Annotated in this window: 17 protein-coding genes; 7 read left to right on the top strand and 10 right to left on the bottom strand. The window is 73.5% G+C overall.

All coding sequences use genetic code 11. The annotated features are described in order from the left end of the window. Positions 1-25: 25 nt before the first annotated feature. Positions 26-340: an MGMT family protein gene (locus KBX00_RS21835; protein WP_164448425.1), complete on the bottom strand. Its 315-nt coding sequence runs from the start codon at positions 338-340 to the stop codon at positions 26-28. A 61-nt stretch (positions 341-401) separates the two neighbouring features. Here KBX00_RS21835 and proB point away from each other — a divergent pair, with 61 nt between their 5' ends. Then, the gene (gene proB, locus KBX00_RS21830; RefSeq protein WP_210829807.1) at positions 402-1,511 is read left to right on the top strand and encodes a glutamate 5-kinase; all 1,110 of its coding nucleotides are present in this window, start codon (positions 402-404) and stop codon (positions 1,509-1,511) included. 36 nt (positions 1,512-1,547) lie between these two features. After that, positions 1,548-2,792, top strand: coding sequence for a glutamate-5-semialdehyde dehydrogenase (locus tag KBX00_RS21825; protein WP_210829805.1), 1,245 nt, complete (start codon positions 1,548-1,550; stop codon positions 2,790-2,792). 111 nt (positions 2,793-2,903) lie between these two features. On the opposite strand, the gene KBX00_RS21820 is transcribed toward KBX00_RS21825, so the two are convergent. From KBX00_RS21820 to KBX00_RS21795, 6 genes are all read right to left on the bottom strand, one after another. After that, on the bottom strand, positions 2,904-3,824 hold the full coding sequence (locus tag KBX00_RS21820; protein WP_301548353.1) for a squalene--hopene cyclase: 921 nt from the start codon (positions 3,822-3,824) through the stop codon (positions 2,904-2,906). Positions 3,825-3,856: 32 nt separating this feature from the next. Then, complete coding sequence (gene moeZ, locus KBX00_RS21815) at positions 3,857-5,038, bottom strand: adenylyltransferase/sulfurtransferase MoeZ (RefSeq protein WP_210829800.1); 1,182 nt, start codon at positions 5,036-5,038, stop codon at positions 3,857-3,859. Positions 5,039-5,128: 90 nt separating this feature from the next. Beyond that, the gene (locus KBX00_RS21810; protein ID WP_307869034.1) at positions 5,129-5,872 is read right to left on the bottom strand and encodes a DUF3152 domain-containing protein; all 744 of its coding nucleotides are present in this window, start codon (positions 5,870-5,872) and stop codon (positions 5,129-5,131) included. A 137-nt stretch (positions 5,873-6,009) separates the two neighbouring features. Continuing rightward, positions 6,010-6,873, bottom strand: a complete 864-nt coding sequence (locus tag KBX00_RS21805) for a DUF3152 domain-containing protein (RefSeq protein WP_307869033.1) — start codon at positions 6,871-6,873, stop codon at positions 6,010-6,012. A gap of 91 nt (positions 6,874-6,964) precedes the next feature. Further along, a complete protein-coding gene (locus KBX00_RS21800; RefSeq protein WP_210829796.1) occupies positions 6,965-7,939 on the bottom strand; it encodes an alpha/beta fold hydrolase in 975 nt (324 codons plus the stop codon). Between the two features lie 23 nt (positions 7,940-7,962). Further along, positions 7,963-10,887 carry a hypothetical protein gene (locus KBX00_RS21795; RefSeq protein ID WP_210829794.1) on the bottom strand — a complete coding sequence of 975 codons (2,925 nt, stop codon included), beginning with the start codon at positions 10,885-10,887 and terminating at the stop codon, positions 7,963-7,965. Positions 10,888-11,033: 146 nt separating this feature from the next. Between KBX00_RS21795 and KBX00_RS21790 the strand changes: the two genes are divergently transcribed. After that, positions 11,034-11,672, top strand: a complete 639-nt coding sequence (locus KBX00_RS21790; RefSeq protein WP_131302398.1) for a TetR/AcrR family transcriptional regulator — start codon at positions 11,034-11,036, stop codon at positions 11,670-11,672. A gap of 63 nt (positions 11,673-11,735) precedes the next feature. Further along, a complete protein-coding gene (locus KBX00_RS21785) occupies positions 11,736-11,963 on the top strand; it encodes a DUF3107 domain-containing protein (RefSeq protein ID WP_099849490.1) in 228 nt (75 codons plus the stop codon). Between the two features lie 67 nt (positions 11,964-12,030). Here the strand turns inward: KBX00_RS21785 and KBX00_RS21780 are convergent, their stop codons facing one another. Continuing rightward, positions 12,031-12,729, bottom strand: a complete 699-nt coding sequence (locus KBX00_RS21780) for a ferritin-like fold-containing protein (RefSeq protein ID WP_307869031.1) — start codon at positions 12,727-12,729, stop codon at positions 12,031-12,033. Between the two features lie 334 nt (positions 12,730-13,063). Between KBX00_RS21780 and KBX00_RS21775 the strand changes: the two genes are divergently transcribed. The 3 genes from KBX00_RS21775 (at position 13,064) to KBX00_RS21765 (ending at position 16,737) form a co-directional block, all read left to right on the top strand. Then, positions 13,064-14,767, top strand: coding sequence for a DEAD/DEAH box helicase (locus KBX00_RS21775; RefSeq protein WP_210829792.1), 1,704 nt, complete (start codon positions 13,064-13,066; stop codon positions 14,765-14,767). Positions 14,768-14,996: 229 nt separating this feature from the next. Further along, the gene (locus KBX00_RS21770; protein WP_210829790.1) at positions 14,997-16,166 is read left to right on the top strand and encodes an SAM-dependent methyltransferase; all 1,170 of its coding nucleotides are present in this window, start codon (positions 14,997-14,999) and stop codon (positions 16,164-16,166) included. A gap of 118 nt (positions 16,167-16,284) precedes the next feature. Continuing rightward, entirely contained in the window at positions 16,285-16,737 is a 453-nt protein-coding gene (locus KBX00_RS21765) for a multiprotein-bridging factor 1 family protein (protein ID WP_210829788.1), read from the top strand. 3 nt (positions 16,738-16,740) lie between these two features. On the opposite strand, the gene KBX00_RS21760 is transcribed toward KBX00_RS21765, so the two are convergent. Then, positions 16,741-17,766: a hypothetical protein gene (locus KBX00_RS21760; RefSeq protein WP_301548351.1), complete on the bottom strand. Its 1,026-nt coding sequence runs from the start codon at positions 17,764-17,766 to the stop codon at positions 16,741-16,743. Between the two features lie 69 nt (positions 17,767-17,835). Continuing rightward, positions 17,836-20,010, bottom strand: a complete 2,175-nt coding sequence (locus KBX00_RS21755) for a RecQ family ATP-dependent DNA helicase (RefSeq protein WP_210829786.1) — start codon at positions 20,008-20,010, stop codon at positions 17,836-17,838. Positions 20,011-20,041 lie beyond the last annotated feature (31 nt).

Below are 20,041 nucleotides of genomic sequence, written 5' to 3'. Positions count from 1 at the left end.
AATATTACTCACGTTATGGCGGCGGTCACATCCCCTGCCCGGGCCACCACCCGGCCGACCGCATGTCCACCCCCGTACCGCGCAGCGGCGTCCCCTCGGCGAGCCACCGCGCCCGCGCCTCGCGGGCCAGCCGGGGCGGCAGTCCGCCAGAGGCGTTCACCACCCGGTGCCACGGGGCACCACCACCGTGGCGGGCCATGATCGCCCCGACCAGCCGGGCCGACGCCCGCCCGGAGCGCTCGGCCAACGCGTCGGCCACCGCCCCGTACGACATCACCCGGCCGGGCGGGATCCGGTCGACAAGTTCCAGCACCGCCTCGACGTACTCGTCAGGTGTCACAAGCGGCCAGACTATGGGAACGGCGGCGGGGCACGCCGCGACGACAGCGCAGAATGGGCGGGTGCGCGACGCAGTCACGGCGGCCCGGCGGGTCGTTGTCAAGATCGGGTCCTCCTCGTTGACCACCGCCACCGGCGGCTTGGACGACGGGCGGGTGGACGCGCTTGTCGACGCCCTCGGGCTACGGGCCGCCGACGGCCGCGAGGTGGTGCTGGTCTCCTCCGGCGCGATCGCCGCCGGCCTCGCTCCACTCGGGCTGCCCCGGCGACCGCGCGACCTGGCCACCCAGCAGGCCGCCGCCAGCGTGGGCCAGGGCCTGCTGATCGGGCGGTACGCGGCCGCCTTCGCCCGGCACGGCCGCACCGTCGGCCAGGTGCTGCTCACCGTCGACGACGTGACCCGACGGGCCCACTACCGCAACGCGTACCGCACCCTGCGCAAGCTGCTCGACCTGCGGGCGGTGCCGATCGTCAACGAGAACGACACGGTCGCCACCGAGGAGATCCGGTTCGGCGACAACGACCGGCTGGCCGCGCTGGTGGCCGCGCTCGTCGACGCCGACCTGCTGGTGCTCCTCTCCGACGTCGACGCGCTGTGGACCGGTGAGCCCACCCGACCCGGCTCCCGCCGCATCGCGGAGGTACGCGACGAGGCGGACCTGACCGGGGTCGAGATCGGCGGCAGCGGGCGGGCGGGGGTCGGCACCGGTGGCATGGTGACAAAGGTCGAGGCGGCCCGGATCGCCACCGGTTTCGGCATCCCGGTGGTGCTCACCTCCGCCACCCAGGCGGTCCCCGCGCTGGCCGGTGAGCCGGTCGGCACGTTCTTCCACCCCAGCCTCCGGCGACCCGCCGCCCGGCTGTTCTGGCTCGCCCACGCCACGGCGCCCCGGGGGCGGCTGCACCTCGACCCGGGCGCGGTGGCCGCCGTGGTGGGCCGGCGCAAGTCGCTGCTGCCGGCCGGGATCACCGCCGTGGACGGCGCCTTCACCGCCGGCGACCCGGTCGACCTCGTCGACACCTCGGGCGCACCGGTGGCCCGAGGGCTGGTCAACTACGACGCGATCGAGCTGCCTGGCCTGCTCGGGCGGTCCACCGCCGACCTCGCCGCGGCGCTCGGCCCCGCGTACGAACGAGAGGTCGTGCACCGGGACGACCTGGTGCTGCTGTGAATCGCCCGACCAGGGCCGACATCTGAGGAGTAGGACATGAGCGTGAGCGAGCAGGCCCGCCGGGCGCGCACGGCGGCGGAGACGCTTGCCGTGGCGACGCGAACCGCCAAGGACGCCGCGCTGCACGCGATGGCCGACGCGCTGGTGGCGGGTACGCCGGAGATCCTGGCCGCGAACGCCGCGGACCTGGCGGCCGGGCGCGACGCCGGGCTGAGTGCGGCCGTGCTGGACCGGCTCGCCCTCGACGAGGGGCGGGTGGCCGGCATCGCCGACGCGCTGCGCCAGATGGCCGCGCTGCCCGACCCGGTGGGCGAGGTGGTCCGCGGTTCGACCCTGCCCAACGGGCTGGAGCTGCGGCAGATCCGGGTGCCGTTCGGGGTGGTCGGCATCATCTACGAGGGGCGGCCCAACGTGACGGTGGACGCCGCCGGCATCTGCCTGAAAGCCGGCAACGCCGCGCTGCTGCGCGGTTCCTCCTCGGCCGCGCACTCCAACAAGGCGCTGGTGGCGGTGCTGCGCGACGCGATCGGCGGTGCCGGCCTGCCGGCGGACACGGTGCAGCTGGTCGACGCCAGCTCGCGCGACTCGGTCAAGGAGCTGATGCGGGCCCGGGGCCTGGTCGACGTGCTGATCCCGCGCGGCGGCGCATCGCTGATCCGGACGGTGGTCGAGGAGTCGACCGTGCCGGTGATCGAGACCGGGGTGGGTAACTGCCACGTCTACGTCGACGCCGCCGCCGACCTGTCGATGGCGGTGTCGATCGTGCTCAACGCCAAGACGCAGCGGCTGTCCACCTGTAACACCGCCGAGTCGCTGCTGGTGCACGCCGACATCGCCGACGCTTTCCTGCCGGCGGCGCTTGCCGCGTTCGCCGAGGCCGGGGTGACCGTGCACGGCGACGCCCGGGTCGCGGGGTACTCCGACGCCGTGGTCCCGGCCACCGACGAGGACTTCGGCACCGAATACCTCAGCGCGGACATCTCCGCCGCCGTCGTCGACTCACTGGACGCGGCGGTCGCGCACATCCGGCGCTACGGCAGCGGCCACACCGAGGCGATCGTCACCGACTCGCAGTCGACCGCCCGGGAGTTCGTGGCCCGGGTCGACGCGGCGGCCGTGATGGTGAACGCCTCGACCCGGTTCACCGACGGCGGCGAGTTCGGCTTCGGCGCCGAGATCGGCATCTCCACCCAGAAGCTGCACGCCCGCGGCCCCATGGGCCTCCCCGAGCTGACAAGCACCAAGTACGTGGTAACCGGCACCGGCCACCTCCGCCCCTGACCCACCCACCGCTGCTTTCCGCGATCTTGCACTTTTGGTCGGCGACACGCGCAGATTGCCCCACTTTGTCGAGGCAAAAACTGCAAGATCGCGGGTGGGTGTGTGTGGGGGTCAGCGGAAGGCGCGGATGACGGCGAGGGTGGCGTGTACGTCGAACTGGTGGCCGTCGTCGCTGGTCCAGCCGCCGTCGCTGCGCTGGGTCTCGGTGAGGCGGCGTCGGGCGGCGACAAGCGTCCACTCCTGATGGTCGACGCCCACCCGGCGCAGCGTCACGGCGAGCCAGGCGGCGTCCGCCGGCGACGCCTGCGGCAACCGCTCCGCCAGCACCGCCTTGATCTGCGCCGACTCGTAGAACATCTGCTGCCGGTGCAGGACGGCCGCGCTGAGCCAACCGGCGGCCAGGAAGGACGGCCAACTGCCGTCCGGGCGCAGTTGGGCGGCGAGCGCCTGGCTGGCCGCGTACACCACACCGGCGTACGCCCCGCCGACCCGGTGGTCCAACGGACCGGCGGCCCGCGCGTCCAGGCCCGCCACCGTCAGCCAGAACGCGGCGTTGGCAGTCAGGTACAGCCGCGCCTCCGGATCACCCGGACGGGCCCACTCGGGCGCGGAGTCCGCGAGAGCCTGGTCCTCCTCCCAGCAGCCGTCGGGTTGCTGGCCGGCGGCGAGCCAGTCCAGCGCCCGACGCGCGCTCGGCCGGCCGAGCGCCCCGAGGTCGTCCAACTCCGCGAGACGGAAGCAGGTCGCGTCGACCGAGGCGACCTCGTCGCCCCACGACGCCGGCCAGCCGCCGCCAAGTGTCTGCCCGACCTCGGCGCTGTCGAGCACCTCCGGCGGTGGCTGCGTGCCGCTACGCAACCAGGACAGGCGGGCACGCTCCACCGCGTCCCCGTGAGCCACCACGAACCCGATCGCGGCGTCGATGTCGACCACGGCGGCCACGCTACCCACGCGAACGTGATCCCGCCTCAGGAGGACGGGTAGGTGAGATCCGACCGACGGCAGGGTGGCGGCGAGGAGCCCCTGCCCCATCGGACATGGCGGAGGGGCCCCTCGGCTGCGGATCAGTAGGCGGGCAGCGACGGATCGATCTGCTTGATCCAGGAGAGCACCCCGCCCTGCACGTGCACCGCGTCGCGGAAACCGGCCGCCTTCAGCGCGGCCAACGCCTCGGCGGAGCGGACACCGGACTTGCAGTGCAGCACGATCTGCCGGTCCTGCGGAAGCTTGGCCAGCGCCTCACCGGAGAGGATCTCGCCCTTGGGGATCAGGGTGGCGCCGGGGATGCGGACGATCTCGTACTCGGCCGGCTCCCGGACGTCGACGAGGAAGATGTCCTTGCCGGCGTCCTGCCACTCCTTCAGCTCGGACGCGGTGATGGTCGCGTCGACCACCGCCTCCTGAGCCTCCACCGACACCGCGCCGCAGAAGTCCTCGTAGTCCTCCATCAGATCGGTGAGCGTCGGGTTCTCACCGCAGAGCACGCAGTTCGGATCCTTCCGGACCTTGATCTTGCGGTAGCTCATCTCCAGGGCGTCGTAGACCATCAACCGGCCGACCAGCGGCTCGCCGATACCGGCGAGCAGCTTGATCGCCTCGTTGACCTGGATCGAGCCGATCGAGGCGCAGAGCACACCGAGCACGCCGCCCTCGGCGCAGGAGGGCACCATGCCCGGCGGCGGCGGCTCCGGGTAGAGGCAGCGGTAGCAGGGACCGTGCTCGGCCCAGAACACCGAGGCCTGGCCGTCGAACCGGTAGATCGACCCCCAGACGTACGGCTTGCCGAGCAGCACCGCCGCGTCGTTGACCATGTACCGGGTGGCGAAGTTGTCCGTGCCGTCGACGATCAGGTCGTACTGGGCGAAGATCTCGCGGACGTTGTCCCGGTCCAGCGCGGTGTTGTGGATCTCGACGTTCACCAGCGGGTTGATCTCGCGGATGCTCGCCGCGGCCGACTCGGCCTTGGCGCGGCCGACGTCGGAGACGCCGTGGATGATCTGGCGCTGGAGGTTGGACTCGTCCACGGTGTCGAAGTCGATGATGCCCAGCGTGCCGACACCGGCGGCGGCCAGGTACATCAGGGCGGGCGAACCGAGGCCACCCGCGCCGACACAGAGCACCCGGGCGTTCTTCAGCCGCTTCTGCCCGGTGACCCCGACGTCGGGGATGATCAGGTGGCGCGAGTAGCGGCGGATCTCGTCAACGGTCAGCTCGGCGGCGGGTTCGACGAGCGGGGGCAACGACACGGTGGACTCCCCGGGATCGATGTGGCGGACAACCGGGCCATTGTCGCTCGCCGACGCGCCCATCGACCATGAGCAGGGACACGTCGCCCGCTATGCGGGAGCGGGAATACCGGCGTGCCGGCGACCGTGCAGGATCGGCCAGGCGTTCGGCAGGCAGCCATCCAGGCCGTACGTCTGTTGCTGCATGACCGGCGCCGGGCCTCCCGGTGCCGGGCACGCCTCGTGCCCCTCCCCGAACTCGTGCCCGACCTCATGGTTGATCACGTAGGCCCGGTAGACCTCGAGCGGAGCGCCGTAGTCCGGCACCGCCTCCAGCCAGCGGGCCAGATTGATGATGACCTGCCCGGGCAGCCGGCAGGAGGTGTAGCCCTCGGTACTCAGTCCCCCCTCGGCGCACATCGCCTCCGAGGTACGCGGGGTGGCCAGGTAGATGGTGAAGTCGGCCGACTCCGCCTCGGCGATCCGCTGTACCCGCAGCTCCCCGGTGCCGATCCAGCTACGCCGGTCGGCCAGCACCCCGTCGACCGCGGCGGCGAAGGCGCCCGGATCCTGGCCGGTGCCCTGCTCGACGGCGACCCGGTAACGGACCACCGGACCGCCCTCGCCGTGCACCGGCGAGTGGTCGCGGGCCACCGTGAAGCTGCCGTCACCCACCCACGGATACCGGCTCGGCCCGGTCCGCTCGTCGCCGCCAGCCCCGGAGGCGGCGACCCGGTCACCGAAGCCCTGCTCCGGCGCGGCCACCCGCTGACCGGTTCGGACCAACAGCACCGCCGCGGTGGCGGCCAGCACCAGCACCATGCCGAGGGTCACGGCCACCCGGCGCGGTAGCACCGGCTTACGGTGCCGATCCCCCGGCTCCGGGGGTCGAGCCAAGCGGCCGTGATTGCGCCAAAGGGGTGAAGAGGGCATGGAGCCATCTTCGCATCCAATTCCGGCACATCACCGCATTTTGCCGGTCCGGATGCTGCTCAGAGTGGCGGCCCCTGGTACCGCCGGCCGTCCAGGTACGGCCACGGGTTCGCGACGCACCCCTTGAGGAAGAGCGTCTGCTGCATCATCACCGGCGCCGGCTCGCCACGCCCCGGACAGCGCTCGTGCCGGTTGCCCAACTCGTGCCCGACCTCGTGATTGACCACGTACGTCCGGTAGAGCGACAGCGGCACGTCGGCCTCGACGAAGTGCGGCACCGACAGCCGCCACCGGTCCAGGTTGATGATCACTTTTCCCGGCGCGCGGCAGGAGGTGTACGGCCGGCCACCGACCCGGATGTCGACACCCCCGGCGGCGCACATCCGGCCTGCGGTCCCGGCCGTGGCCAGGTAGACCGTGAAGTCGTACCGAGCGGTGCGCTCGACCTGCCGCAGCCGCAGCCGACCACTGTCCACCCAGCTGCCCGGGCCGGCCAGCGACGTCCGCACCGCCGAGGCGAACTCACCCGCGTCCACGCCGGAGCCGGACTCCACCGCCACCCGGTAGCGCCGCAGCTCACCCGCCGCACCCAGCACCGGACCGGTCCGGTCGTCGTAGCCGAACCGCCCCGGACCGGTCGACGGAATCGAACCGGGCTCCTGTAGGACGGGTGCCGTCGGCGACGGGGACCTCTCCGCAGGCGACGGGGACACCGGCGACGGCGTCGCCACCGGTGCCAGGGCCACGGCCGGCCCGGAGACCACCGGGTCGACCTCGTCGGCCGCCCCCGAGCCCACACCGGTACCGCCGGCAACCATCGCCACCGCGGCACCGACGGCGGCCACCAGCACCGCCACCCGGATCAGCGCACCCGCTCCGAGCCTCCGCCGTCCGCCAAGGGCGGCGGAAGCGGTCGGGGCCACCGCTCGACCACGGTGGAAAGACCCTCGCCGGACACCGTGACGACCAGCGGAACGAGCCGACCGACGACGGCTACCAGGGCTGTGCACCCGGTCATCCTGCCAGGTCCGCCCGGCGGGCGGGTTCCCCCGTCTCGGCGAGCAGGCCCAGCACCGCCCGGGCCACCAGGCGCGGCACCTCCAGCTGGGCCACGTGCCCGACACCGTTGATCATCAGGAGTCGGCTGTCCGGGATCACCCGCGCGGCCTGCGGCGCCACCCGAACGTCGACCAGCCGGTCCTGCCGTCCCCCGATGACCAGCGAGGGCGCCCGAACCGTACCGGCCATCCGCCACAGCGAGCCCGACCCCGGCAGGTACGACCGCACGAAGCTGGACACCAGACCCCGAAAGGTACGCACGTACGCCGCCGCGTAGTGCTCCGCCTCGTAGCGGACCCGGATCTCCTCCAGCGCCTCGCGTCGACGCTGGTCGCAGATCCGGCTGAGATCGGCCACGCACGCCTCCATCACCTGCTGCGCCATCACCTCCGGCGCGAGTTGGGCCAGCCGCCAGGCGGCCACCCGTTCGCCCCGGGGGATCGCCAGCAGCGGCAGCATCCGTCCCTGCAACGACCGGCGGAAGTCGAGAAACGGCAGGGCCGGTGACACCAGGGTCAGCGTCCGGACCAGATCCGGCCGGAGGGCCGCCACCCGTACCGAGATCGCGCCGCCGAGCGAGTTGCCGAACAGGTGCACCGGTCCGCGGCCGGCATACTCGATCCAGCGGATCACCCGGTCCGCGAAGACCGGCACGGTGTAGCGCCGGCCCGGCTCGCTGCGACCGAAGCCGGGCAGGTCGATCGCCTGACCGTCCAGCCGATCGGCGAGCAGGCCGGCCAGGTCGGTCCAGTTCTGCGACGAGCCGCCCAGACCGTGCACGTACAACGCCGGTTCGGCGTCCGGGCCGGTCGCCGGGGTCTCCCGGACGTAGGTGACGGCCCCGTCCAGGCGCACCTCCCGCCCCGGCCAGGGCGGCGGAACCGAGTGAGCGGGCAACAGCCGTTCGGGCCAGAGGGTGGCAGGCTTCACCGTTCCAGTCTGCCTGGAACGGCTCACGCCAGCAGCGCCTCCAGTCGACGATTGACCGCGGCCAGGGTCGCTCGTACCACCGCCTGCCGGGGATCGCCGGCGACCAGGGCGGACCCGGCCAACTGCTCGACCCACCCGTCGCAGACCAGCAGCACCACCACGGTGGCCACCTCGCAGTTGCCGAACGGCACCACCGCGGCGTGCTCCACGAAGCACCGTCCACGTTCCGCCGTGGGACCGGCGGCGTAGAGCAGCTCGTCGATCGCCGCCGCCGCCGCGACCCCGCACAACCGCAGCACGAAGCCGTCCACGGCCGGCCCGGTGGCATGCCCCGAGGCGTTCTGGTCGCCCGCGACCAGCCGGACCTCGACGTTGGCGTCGAGGCCGAACGTGCTCACCTGGACGTGGTCGAGCACCACCCGGGGGCCCGGCACCCCACCGGTGTCCAGCGGTCTCGACGGCGCGGACTCGGTCGTGGTGAGTTGCCCGCCGGAGTAGGACGCACCGAGGGTCACCGGACTGCCCGGCGCACCCGGCTCGTCGACGACCGCCCGACCCCGGTTCGGGGCCGGTGACTGCCGGCGCCGCCGGGTGGTCTCCGGCACGGTCTCCGGCCGGCTCGGCGGGGTCTCCGTCCGGGTACCGCCGGGTCTGGCGGACGGGCGCCGTGGCTCCGCGGACGGGCGCGTCTCACCGGCCTCGTTCCGGCTCTCGTTGGCGCGCCGACGCACCGGCACGGCGGGGACTGCGGGTAGGCCGCGCGGTGCCGCAGCCAGCCCCATCCGCTCCTGCAACAACCGGGCGACATGTCGGCTCACCTCGGCCGGGTCGGCCCCGTCGGCGAGGTCGAGGCGCAGGCTGTGAGCTCCGGCGGGGGTACGCCGCAGGGCGGCATCGCGTACGCCCTCGACACCGCGAACGGCAGCGAGGATCGCGTTGACGTCGAAGCCTTCCGGCCGGTCCCGCAGCGGGGCCGGCTCGTCGTCACGGCGCAGATGAGTGGCGATCCGGGCGAGTTCCGGGGTTTCGGCGGGTGGCTCCACAGCTGGCGGCTCCGGCACGACGGGCACGTCCGGTTCGGCGGGGACGCGCTGCGGCAACACCGCCGTGGTGCGGTCTCCCGAACGGTCGCCGGCCGGCTCGGTCGGCGGGACCGGATCGGGCGCGGACCGGCGGGCCGCATAGGGGGCTGCACTCGTCGGGACGGGCGCAGAGGGGGTGCGTTCGCGGCGATCGGACACGGCCGGGACCTGGCCGGGCGCGGCGGTCCCGGTGGTCGGATCCGGCGGCGCGGGAACCGGGGCGGACGCGGATGTCGGCTCGTCCGGAACCGGCCGCAGCCGGAACGGTCGATACCCGGGAGGATCGCTGACCGACCGGGCCTCGGCGACCGACGGCGCCGAGCCGGGCCCGGATGTCTCCCGCCGGCTCGAATCGGCAGGCTGCGTTGCGCTGGAGGTGGGGGCCGGCGGCCGGGTCCCGGCCGGTGGGGCGCTTGTCGGATCGACGGCGCCGGACGGCGTACCGGCCGGCGGGGAACTGGCCGGATGCAGCGCCCAGGGCAACCGCTCGTCGGCCGGCTGCCCGCCGGCCCGGCTGCCCCACGGTGGCGCCTCCTCGTTCCGGTCAGCCCAGGGCAGGCCATCGTTCGCCGGTGCACCGCTTACCGGCGGCAACGCCCACGACGGACGCTCCGTGGCCGGCGGCAGGTCGGCCGAGCGCGCCCATGACGGGCGTTGCGGGACCGGCGGTGCGCTTGTCGGATCGTCGCTGGCCGAGGGCAGCGCCCAGGACGCGCGCTCCGTGGCCGGCGGCAGATCGGCCGACCGCGCCCACGCGGGACGCGGCGGGGCCGGGGGCGCGCTGGTCGGATCGACGGCGGCCGGCTGGTCAGCCGGGTCGGGCGCAAGAGGTGGCTGCCCTTCCGGCGCGGCTTCGGCATCCCGGCGGGGTTCGTACGGCCGGGGCTGCTCTGCCCGAACCGGCTCGTACGGACGGGTCGGCTCGGCGCGGAGCGGCTCGTACGGACGGCTGGGCTCGCTGGCCCAGTTCCGAGCCGACGCCTCACGGGACCGACGGTCGGTGGGCGCATCCTCGTCGCGCGCCCACGGCGGCGCCCAGTTGCGGGCCGGGTCGGGCTGGGCCCAGCTGGGCCGGTCCGGGCCACCGGCGGGTCGTTCGGCAAGCGACCAGCCGGCTGGCTGATCGGTGCCGCCCGACGCGGCCGGCCAGCCGGCGGGCTGACTGGTGCCGTCGACCGCAGGGCTGTCAGCCGGCCCGACGGCCGGATCGGCGGCGGGTGGGCCCGGCCAGGGCGCACCGGCCGGCTCCGGCGGACGACCGTCGTCCCAGCCGGGCTGCCAGCCGCCGGCCGGGCCCTCGGCGGACCGTTCGGCGGTGGGCGCGTGCAGGCCGGGTGGCATCTCGAAGCCGGAGGGGGCGGTGCCGACCGGCGGCACCTGCACGGCCGGAGGTGACGAGGTCGGCCGACCGGAGCCGGCGGTGCCCGGCTGCTCCCCGGAGGGCACCGGACGGGGCGCCGGTACGACGAGGCGGTCCTGGCCCGGGTCCTGAGCCGGCCCGCGTAGGCCGGGCGGCGCGCTGACCGGGACGTGCCGGCTGGCGGTGGACTGGTCGGCGACGGGCGTGCCGTTCGGCTGGTGGCCGTTGACGTGGTTGCCGTTGATCCGGACGGGCCGTTCGGGCTCCGCCTGCTCACCGACGGGAGCCGGCAGGTCGGCGTGGCGTGACGAGGCGGTGGCCCAACCGGACGGAGACTCCGGCCGCGGACCGGTCACCTCGGGTCCAGGCACGACCTCGGGGCCCCACGACCAGTCGACCGGGGGCGCCGACCACCCGTTGCCGGAACGGGCCAGGTCATCGCGCTGACCCGTCCCGTCGCCGTGCTCTCCCGGGGTGGCGGCACCGGGTTGCCCTGTTTCACTCACCGCGCGCTCCTTGGTCGCCCCCGCTGAGGCTACCGTGTGGCGACAGTGGCGATAAGTTACAGCGGCGGGCCAATTCCGCGAGGAGCCGAGCGGCTCCGACCGGTTCGGGTGATATGCCGGCCCGTACGACAACCTCGGAGGTTCCCATGACCGCTGTGGGGAACGGCGCCCAGACCGCCGGCCGACCCACGCGCCTGCCCCGTTCGGCGCGCCGCAAGCAGCTACTCGCCGCTGCTCAGGAGGTGTTCGTCGCGCAGGGCTACCACGCTGCGGCCATGGACGACATCGCCGAGCGGGCCGGGGTCTCCAAGCCGGTGCTGTACCAGCACTTCCCGGGCAAGATGGAGCTCTACCTCGCACTGCTCGACACGCACTGTGACGCGATCGTCGCCAAGGTGCACGACGCCATGGCGAGCACCACCGACAACAAGGAGCGGGTCAGCGCGTCGGTGCGGGCGTACTTCGACTTCGTCGATCACGAGAGCGAGGCCTTCCGCCTGGTCTTCGAGTCGGATCTGCGCAACGAGCCGGCCGTGCGGCAACGCGTGGAGCGGGTCGAGCAGGGCTGCATCGCGGCAATCACCGACACGATCATCTCGGACACCGGGGTCAGCCGGGCGCACGCCGAACTGCTCGCCTCGGGCCTGGTGGGTGCGGCCGAGACCGCCGCACAGTTCTGGCTGGCCGGCGGCCGCCAGGTGCCGAAGGCCGAGGCCGAGGCGTTGGTGGCGGCACTGTCCTGGCGGGGCATCGCCAGCTTTCCGCTGCAAGGTGAGTCAGCCTGACCTTCGACCTTGTGATCGGATAGCCTTCGCAGGGCGGCCATTTCGCCCGATGGAGGAGGCACAGTGGAGGTCAAGATCGGCGTGCAGTACGCGCCGCGCGAGCTGGTCCTGGAGAGCGCGCAGTCGCCGGCCGAGATCGAGCGGATCGTGACCGACGCCGTCGCCAGGGGCGAGGGCACTCTCTCCCTGACCGACGAGAAGGGGCGGCGCATCATCGTGCCGGTCGGCAAGGTCGCCTACGTCGAGATCGCCGAGGCGTCCCCTCGGGCGGTCGGTTTCACCGTTCGCTGACGTTCCGGCAGACCGGCGACAGGAGAAACGGATCGGGGTTCCTCGCCGCACCGTCCTGTTGCCGGTCTCAGTTGTTGAGCCCGGCGGCGACCATCCGCGCCGTGTGCGCGGCGGTCAGCCGCCGGAACAATCCCGCCACCTCGACCTGTCCGCTCGCAGCGATCAGCGCGGTCAGGGCCCCGTGGTCTGCGGCGGCGACCCGTCCCGCCTGGGACAGCGCCTCGCCGACCAGGCGTCGGGCCCACATCGACAGCCGGCCCGCCACGGTCGGATCGGCCACGATGGCGAGCCGGATCTCGGCGGCCGCGAATTCCGCGTACCGTGACTCGTGCAGCACGTCGAGGACCAGTTGGCGCTCGGGTTCCGCAAGCGCGACGGCGATCTCCCGGAGGAAGTCGTCGGTGATGGCGTCACCGACGTACGCCTTGGTGACCGCCTCGGCCCAGTCACGGGGCTCGGTCGAGTCGTGGTACGCCTGCAACGGCGTGACGTACGCCGCCATCGCGTCGTCGGGCCGCACGCCGAGCGCGGTGAGTCGGTCGGCCACCCGCCGGTAGTTGGCGATCTCGGCAGCGGCCATCTCGCTCAGGGCGGCCCGGCGGCGCAGGTCGGGGGCGAGCCGGGCGTCGGCGGCCATCCGGTCGAAAGCGAGCAGTTCACCGAGGGCCACCAGACCGAGCAGGTCGGTGACGGCGTCACCGGGCGGGACAGGGGCGTCACCGGGCGCGGCAGGGACGGCGTGGCCCGGCGGAATGGGGGCGGACACGTGCGCAGGCTACCGTCCGGCCGGGGCGTCGCAGACCCGCGCGGATCCGCCAACCACCCCAGCATTTGTGATACAGGTCACCTACAAACCTTTGCGCCGGCGCCCTCCCCTACGGAATCGGGACGCTGTTTGGCCCGTTCAGGTAGCATGGAGGAGTTGCCGTAGGTGCCGATCCCGGCCGGAGTCAACTCCGATCCGGTCGAAGTCCGACCCACGGCGCGCGTGCGGCCCGGTCCGCTCGGCTTTCTGCCGCCGACCGTGTGGCCCGCGTCATACCGAACGCGCCCTGAGGACATGACGGGGCGCACCCACGAGAGGGCACCCCCAAATCCACATGAGTGAGCCGATTCAAGACATCATCGACGGCCAGGAACTGGCCCCGACCGCCCCGGTCCGACCGGAGGCACCGACCTTCGCCGAGCTCGGCGCGCGCGCCGAGACCGTCGACGCGCTGGCCGCGGCCGGCATCACCCGCGCCTTCGCCATCCAGGAGTACGCGCTGCCGATCGCGCTGCGCGGCGCCGACCTGATCGGGCAGGCACCGACCGGCACCGGCAAGACCCTGGGCTTCGGCGTGCCGTTGCTGGAGCGGGTCTTCGCCCCCGACGAGGGCGGCGACGGGCTGCCGCAGGCCCTGGTCGTCGTACCGACCCGCGAACTGGGCATCCAGGTCGCCAAGGACATCGCCGCCGCCAGCCGTACCCGGGGCGTGCGCGTGCTGCCGATCTACGGCGGTGTCGCGTACGAGCCGCAGATCGAGGCGTTGCGCAAGGGTGTGGAGATCCTCGTCGGCACGCCGGGCCGCCTGCTCGACCTGGCCAAGCAGAAGCATCTGCGCCTGCACGGGGTGCGCGCGCTGGTGCTGGACGAGGCCGACCGGATGCTCGACCTCGGCTTCCTGGACGACGTCGAGCGGATCCTGGCGATGCTGCCGGAGGACCGGCAGACCATGCTCTTCTCCGCGACCATGCCGGACCCGATCGTGACGCTGTCCCGACGCTTCCTGCGCCACCCGATCACGATCCACGCCGGGCACACCGCCGAGACCGGCCCCTCGCCGCAGACGGAGCAACTCGTCTACCGCACCCACTCGATGAACAAGATCGAGATCGTGGCCCGGATCCTCCAGGCGGAGAGCCGTGGGCTGACCATCATCTTCACCCGGACCAAGCGGGCCGCCGACCGGGTCGCCGAGGACCTGGACTTCCGGGGCTTCGCGGTCGCGGCGGTGCACGGCGACCTCGGGCAGGGTGCTCGCGAGCGGGCCCTGCGGGCATTCCGGGCCGGAAAGATCGACACTCTGGTCGCCACCGATGTGGCGGCCCGGGGCATCGACGTCACCGGCGTCACCCACGTGATCAACTACGACTGCCCGGAGGACCAGGACACCTACACCCACCGGATCGGCCGAACCGGCCGGGCCGGCGCGAGCGGGGTCGCGGTGACCTTCGTCGACTGGGACGACATGCCCCGTTGGCGCATCATCGACAAGACGCTCGGGCTGGACATGCCCGAACCGCCGGAGACGTACCACACCTCGCCGCACCTCTACACCGACCTGCACATCTCCACGGAGATGACCGGCACCCTGCCCACTGCGGAACGCACCCGCGCCGGGTTGGCCGCCGAGGTCGAGGAGGATCTGGGCGGTGGCCGCTCCCGGCGGGGCGAGCCGCGCGGCACCCGCCGCCGCGGTCGCGGCGAGGGCGGCCGTGGCGAGGGCGGCCGTGGTGAGGGCGGCCGTGGACGCGGCGGCAGCGGTCGCCGGCAGGACGGTGCCGACACCACGCCGACCGACGCCACCGCGAGTGACGCCGAGGAAGGCACCCGCACCCCCCGGCGTCGCCGGCGCCGCCGGGCCGGCGATGCGGTGGCGGGCACCGAGACCGCCTCGACGGCCGTCGACGGCACCCCCGCCGAGGCAGCCACCGACCGCAGCGAGGACGGAGCCGACGCCGCCCCGCGCCCGCGCCGCCGCCGACGCCGCCGTGGTGCCGCAGCCGACAGCGGTACGCCGGCCGAGGCGACCACCGACTGACGACGTACCGCCCGAGGCGACGGAGCACGGCCAGTGCTGCTGGCCGACCCGTCGCCGCCCGGGCGGTACTTCCTGTCCGCTTCCTTTGCTCTGCTTCACTCCACGCACCGGCTACCCGCCGGAACCCGTGCGTCCGTTGAAGCAGAGCTGGCGGATGGGCAGTGCCGGGGGGTCGTGGGCCGCCTGCCAGCTGACGATGCCGCCGAATCGTCCCCCGAAAGATGGAGCGATGCCCGAACCACTTGACTCCGCCCTGACCGAGATCCGCTCGATGCTGCTCGGGCCGGCCCTCACCAGGGCCGTGGCGGCCGGACGGCGGCGCGGCCAGCGTCCCTCGATGGTCCGGGCCGAACTGCGCCCGGTCGCGCTCAAGGCCGGTCAGCGGCTACAGATCTCCACCTCGGACGGAGCCCGGCCGCACACCCGGAACCTGAGCCTCGGGCCGGAGGCGGAGGCGGCGGTCGAGGCGCTGCTGGCCGAGCCGTTCGGCAACTGGCACGTGGAGACCACCGACGCCACCCTGCAACTGCGGGTCACCAAGTCGGGCGAGGCCCAGGTGCACCGCAGCACGGCGAGCCGGTCGGCCTTCCCGGCCGCCGGGCACGACCGGGACAAGGAGTACCTGCTCGACCCGGGCGATCCGCTCTTCGCCGCGATCGGCGGCTCGGCGGCCAAACGGCGGCAGGTGGACGCGTTCCTCCGGGCACTGACCGCCACTCTCCCCGAGAGGCTGGCCGGACAGTTGGACCGCCCGCTGCGGGTGGTGGACCTGGGCTGCGGCAATGCGTACCTGACCTTTGCCGCGTACCGCTACCTGTCCCGGGCGGGCCTCGACGTCGAACTGGTGGGAGTGGACGTGCGCGACGATCAGCGCCACCGCAACACCGAGCTGGCAGAGCGGCTGGGCTGGGCCGGCCGGGTGCGGTTCGTCGCCGGCACGATCGCCGACGCGACCGTCGAACCGCCCCCCGACCTGGTGCTCGCGCTACACGCCTGCGACACCGCCACCGACGAGGCGCTGGCCCGGGCGGTGGGCTGGCGCGCCCGCTGGGTGCTCGCCGCGCCGTGCTGCCACCACGACGTCGCGGCGCAGTTGCGCAACCGGCCGGCCCCGACCCCGTACGATCTGCTGACCCGGCAGGGCATCCTGCGGGAGCGCTTCGCGGACGTCCTCACCGACGCGCTGCGTGCCGGGCTGCTGCGCCTGCACGGCTACCGGGCCGAGGTGGTCGAGTTCGTCGACTCCGCGCACACCCCGCGGAACCTGCTCATCCGGGCCCGCCGGACCGGTGCCGAACCGACCGCCGACCAGCACGCGGAGTACCGGGACCTGGTCGCCCGGTGGCAGCTCAACCCTCGGCTGGAGACGCTGCTCACGCAGCTGCCGTCAACGGTGTGACGGATTCGCCGGCCGCCACCGAAATCGTCTGGTCGATCAGTCAATCGTCCGGCAACGTTCCCGTACTACTCTCGAAGAGCGCACCGACGGGTGCCGGTCGGGAGGGAAGACCCACCGGATGGGTTCGGCAGAGGTTTCGCCGCAGATGGCCTTCGCGCGTTTCGTGCGCCGTGCCATCGACGACGCCCGCGAGGAGCGCGGCTGGACCGTCACCGACCTGGCCGCCCACACCGGCGTCGGGCGCTCGACCGTCTTCCGCTGGCTCGCCGGCGACTGGCAGGACTATCCCGAACTGGCCAAGGTTCGCAGCTTCTGCGCGGCGCTCGATCTGCCGGTCGCGGCGGCCTTCCGCGCCCTCGGTCTGCCCGACGCGGGCTCCGGGCCGTGGCGACGTGGCGACGACGGCCCGGTGGAGGCCGACGTGCGGGTGATCCTGCAACGGTTGGCGGATCCGGCGGTGCCGGCGGAGGAGAAGCACCACATCCGCGACCTGCTGCGCTACCTCGCCCGACGGCCGATCCGTCGGCCCTCGGATCCCACCACCACCCCGATGCGTCGGACGGCTGGCTGACCGTCAGGGCACCGAAACGGTGAACTCCGCCGTACGCACCTCTCCTCCGGTCGCGAAGTCCAGGTAGAGCCGGTACCGCCCGGGCGCGGGTGTGGTGAGCCAGAACCGGATCGCGCCGTCGACAAGTCCCGCCTCGGGGTGCACGTGCAGGTAGCCGAGGTCCCCCTCGCGCAAGGCGACGAGGTGGCCGTACGCACCGAGGTAGCGCTCCAGCGTCGGGCCCACGCCGTCCACCCCGGTGATCCGGAAGTCGACCGGCACGGTGAGCCCGGGTTGGGGGGCACCCTGGTATTCGACGGTGAACTCGTCGACCCTGGTCGTGGTCGCCGGGCCGGGCAGGTCCCGGGGCGCGTAGTCGCCCGGCGCGACCAGATCCACCCCGAGCGTCGTCGCCGTCTGCCGGCCGTCGTCGGCGACGGCGGTGAAGTCGGCGTACGCACGCCAGACGCCGGGCGACGGCAGCGTCAGCGGCACCGACCAGGTGCCGTCCACCGCCATGCTCGGGTGCAGGTGCTGGTAACCGGACAGGTCCCGACGCACCACGATCACGTGCATCGGCTTGTCATGCACGACAGCGAACCGGGTGACCGTCCGGCGCTGCCCGTCCCGGATCTGAAACCGCAGCTCACCGGCCTGCCCGGCGGTGAACTCGGCGGCCAGTGGGTGCAGCGTGTACCCGTCGCGGCTGACCGCCAGACCGCCGGCCTCGGCCGCCGCGTCCTGCTCGGCACCGTGCGCGTGCGCGCCGGCACCCGGAGCGTGGGTGTGTTCGGCCAAGGCGCTACCGGTGCCGGCCGCCGCCGTGGGACCACTGCCACCGTTGCTCCGCCCGAGCCCGAATCCGAGCAGCACCGCCAGCACTACCCCGCCGACCACCAGGGCCAACCGCAGCGTGGCCCGATCCGGTACGGCCGAGGCCGCAGCAGGCGCCGGGCCGGCCGGAGTCGGGCCGGTGTCCTGGCCGGCGACGTGTCGCTCGGCGGTGCGCACCGACCCGAGCGCGGGCGCGTCGGGTGCCTGGTCAGCCATGCGCCCACCGTACCGCCGAGCCGATCGGGCGCCCGGCGAGCCGAAGCGATCGTGGTTCCGGTCGCACCCTCAGGCGGCGACGGCGAGCGCCAGCGGCAGCACGCCGGTGGCGCCGGCACGGCGGAGTTCCCGGGCCGCCATCGTGATCGTCCAACCGGAGTCGACCAGGTCGTCCACCAGCAGCACCGGGCCGTCCAGGTCGGCGACGGCGGCGGCAAGATCGGCGGGGACGGTGAGGGTGCCGTGCAGGGCGCGTACCCGCTGCGCGCTGTTGCCACGGGGACCGTCGGCGGCCACCGACCCGGCGGGGATCACCTGGCCCAGCAGCGGCAGCCGGCCGACGGCGGCGATCCGCTCGGCCAGCGAACCGACAAGCGCCGGGCGGGTCCGGGAGCCGACCGAGACCACCCCGGCCGGGCGGTCCGGCCAGGGGTCGTCGCCGTGCGCCCACGCCTTGAGTACCTCGACAACGGCGGCGGCCACGTCGTCGGGCACCGGGCCGTCAAGCGCGTCCGGCCCGACCAGCCCGCGCAGCCGACCACCCCAGCCCAGGTCCGACAGCCGCCCGACAGCCCGGCCCGGCAGCGCCTGCTCCGCCGGGGCGATGCGCCCCTTCAGCGGTACGCCGACCGACTCCAACCCGGTCGGCCAGAGCTTCTTCGGCGCGAGCTGCACCCCGGGACGGCCGAGGAAGGTCTGCGCGGCGGTCAGCGCGGCCGTCGACACCTCGGGCGGGAACAGCGCCGGGGCGCACCGGTCGCACCGGCCGCAATCCACCGCCTCCGCATCGTCAAGGCATTCCCGCAGGTAGCGCATCCGACAGCCGGTCGTCGCCGCGTACTCGACCATGGCTTGTTGTTCGGCGGTGCGGGCGGCGGCGACGCGACGCAACCGGACCTCGTCGTAGGTCCAGGGCTCTCCGGTGGCGAGCCAGCCGCCGCGGACCCGGCGGACCGCGCCGTCCACGTCGAGCACCTTGAGCATCAACTCCAACCGGGCCCGGCGCAGATCCACCAGAGGCTCCAGGGCCTGCGTGGACAGCGGCCGGTCGGTGTGCAGCGCGGCCAGCACCGCGCGGACCTGCTCCTCGGGCGGGAAGGCCAGTGAGGCGAAGTACCGCCAGATCGCCGCGTCCTCGGCACCGGGCAGCAACAGCACCTCGGCGTGTTCGACGGCCCGCCCGGCCCGGCCGACCTGCTGGTAGTACGCGATGGGTGACGGCGGTGCGCCGAGGTGCACGACGAAGCCGAGATCCGGTTTGTCGAAGCCCATGCCGAGCGCGCTGGTGGCCACCAGGGCTTTGATCTTGTTGTCCAGCAGGTCCTGCTCGGCGGCGCGGCGGTCGGCGTCCTCGGCCTGCCCGGTGTACGCGGCCACCGCCCAGCCGCGTGAGCGGAGGAACTCGGCGGTCTCGGTCGCCGAGGCCACCGTCAACGTGTAGACGATGCCGGAGCCGGGAAGCTGATCGAGGTGGTCGGCGAGCCAACCGAGCCGGTGCGCCGGGCTCGGCAGGTCGAGCACGCCCAACCGCAGCGACTCCCGGTCCAGGCTGCCGCGCAGCACCAGGACGTCCGGTCGCGGCCCGGCCGCCGTGGTCGGTTCGGTGCCCAGTTGCTCGGCCACGTCCCGGGTCACCCGGGCGTTGGCGGTGGCGGTCGTCGCGAGCACCGGGGTGCGCTCGGGCAGGTTGCCGAGGAAGGTGCGCAGCCGGCGGTAGTCCGGCCGGAAGTCGTGCCCCCAGTCCGACACGCAGTGCGCCTCGTCGACGACCAGCAGACCGGTGGTGGCGGCCAGTTTCGGCAGCACGGTGTCCCGGAAGTCCGGGTTGTTGAGCCGTTCCGGGCTGATCAGCAGCACGTCGACCGTGCCGGCGTGGATCTCGGCGGTGATGGCGTCCCACTCGTCCAGGTTCGCCGAGTTGATGGTGCGGGCCCGGATGCCGGCGCGGGCCGCGGCGTCGACCTGGTTACGCATCAGGGCCAGCAACGGCGAGACGATTACCGTCGGGCCGGTGGGTTCGGTGCCAGCGCCCTGACCGTCGCGGTCGCGCAGCAACGCCGTCGCCACGAAGTACACGGCCGACTTGCCCCACCCGGTGCGCTGCACGCAGAGCACCCGGCGCCGGTCCACCACCAGCGCCTCGATCGCCCGCCACTGGTCCTCGCGGAGCCGGGCCTGCGCGCCGGCCAGCCGCCGCAGCACCGCCTCGGCCCGCTGCCGTACCGCCGTCCGTTCCTGGCCCATCCGACGTTTCTACCAGCGGTGCGGCGGCGGA

It is taken from the genome of Micromonospora sp. C95, from assembly GCF_018070465.1.
Taxonomy (GTDB): domain Bacteria; phylum Actinomycetota; class Actinomycetes; order Mycobacteriales; family Micromonosporaceae; genus Micromonospora.
This window is presented reverse-complemented; position numbering and strand designations above follow the sequence as displayed.

What these genes read in the sequence shown, in the direction of transcription:
- KBX00_RS21790 (WP_131302398.1), top strand. Translation starts at nt 11,034, where the DNA reads ATGACCGCTGTGGGGAACGGCGCCCAGACCGCCGGCCGACCCACGCGC.
- KBX00_RS21760 (WP_301548351.1), bottom strand. Translation starts at nt 17,766, where the DNA reads ATGGCTGACCAGGCACCCGACGCGCCCGCGCTCGGGTCGGTGCGCACC.
- KBX00_RS21765 (WP_210829788.1), top strand. Translation starts at nt 16,285, where the DNA reads ATGGGTTCGGCAGAGGTTTCGCCGCAGATGGCCTTCGCGCGTTTCGTG.
- KBX00_RS21770 (WP_210829790.1), top strand. Translation starts at nt 14,997, where the DNA reads ATGCCCGAACCACTTGACTCCGCCCTGACCGAGATCCGCTCGATGCTG.
- KBX00_RS21825 (WP_210829805.1), top strand. Translation starts at nt 1,548, where the DNA reads ATGAGCGTGAGCGAGCAGGCCCGCCGGGCGCGCACGGCGGCGGAGACG.
- KBX00_RS21820 (WP_301548353.1), bottom strand. Translation starts at nt 3,824, where the DNA reads ATGGGGCAGGGGCTCCTCGCCGCCACCCTGCCGTCGGTCGGATCTCAC.
- KBX00_RS21755 (WP_210829786.1), bottom strand. Translation starts at nt 20,010, where the DNA reads ATGGGCCAGGAACGGACGGCGGTACGGCAGCGGGCCGAGGCGGTGCTG.
- KBX00_RS21775 (WP_210829792.1), top strand. Translation starts at nt 13,064, where the DNA reads ATGAGTGAGCCGATTCAAGACATCATCGACGGCCAGGAACTGGCCCCG.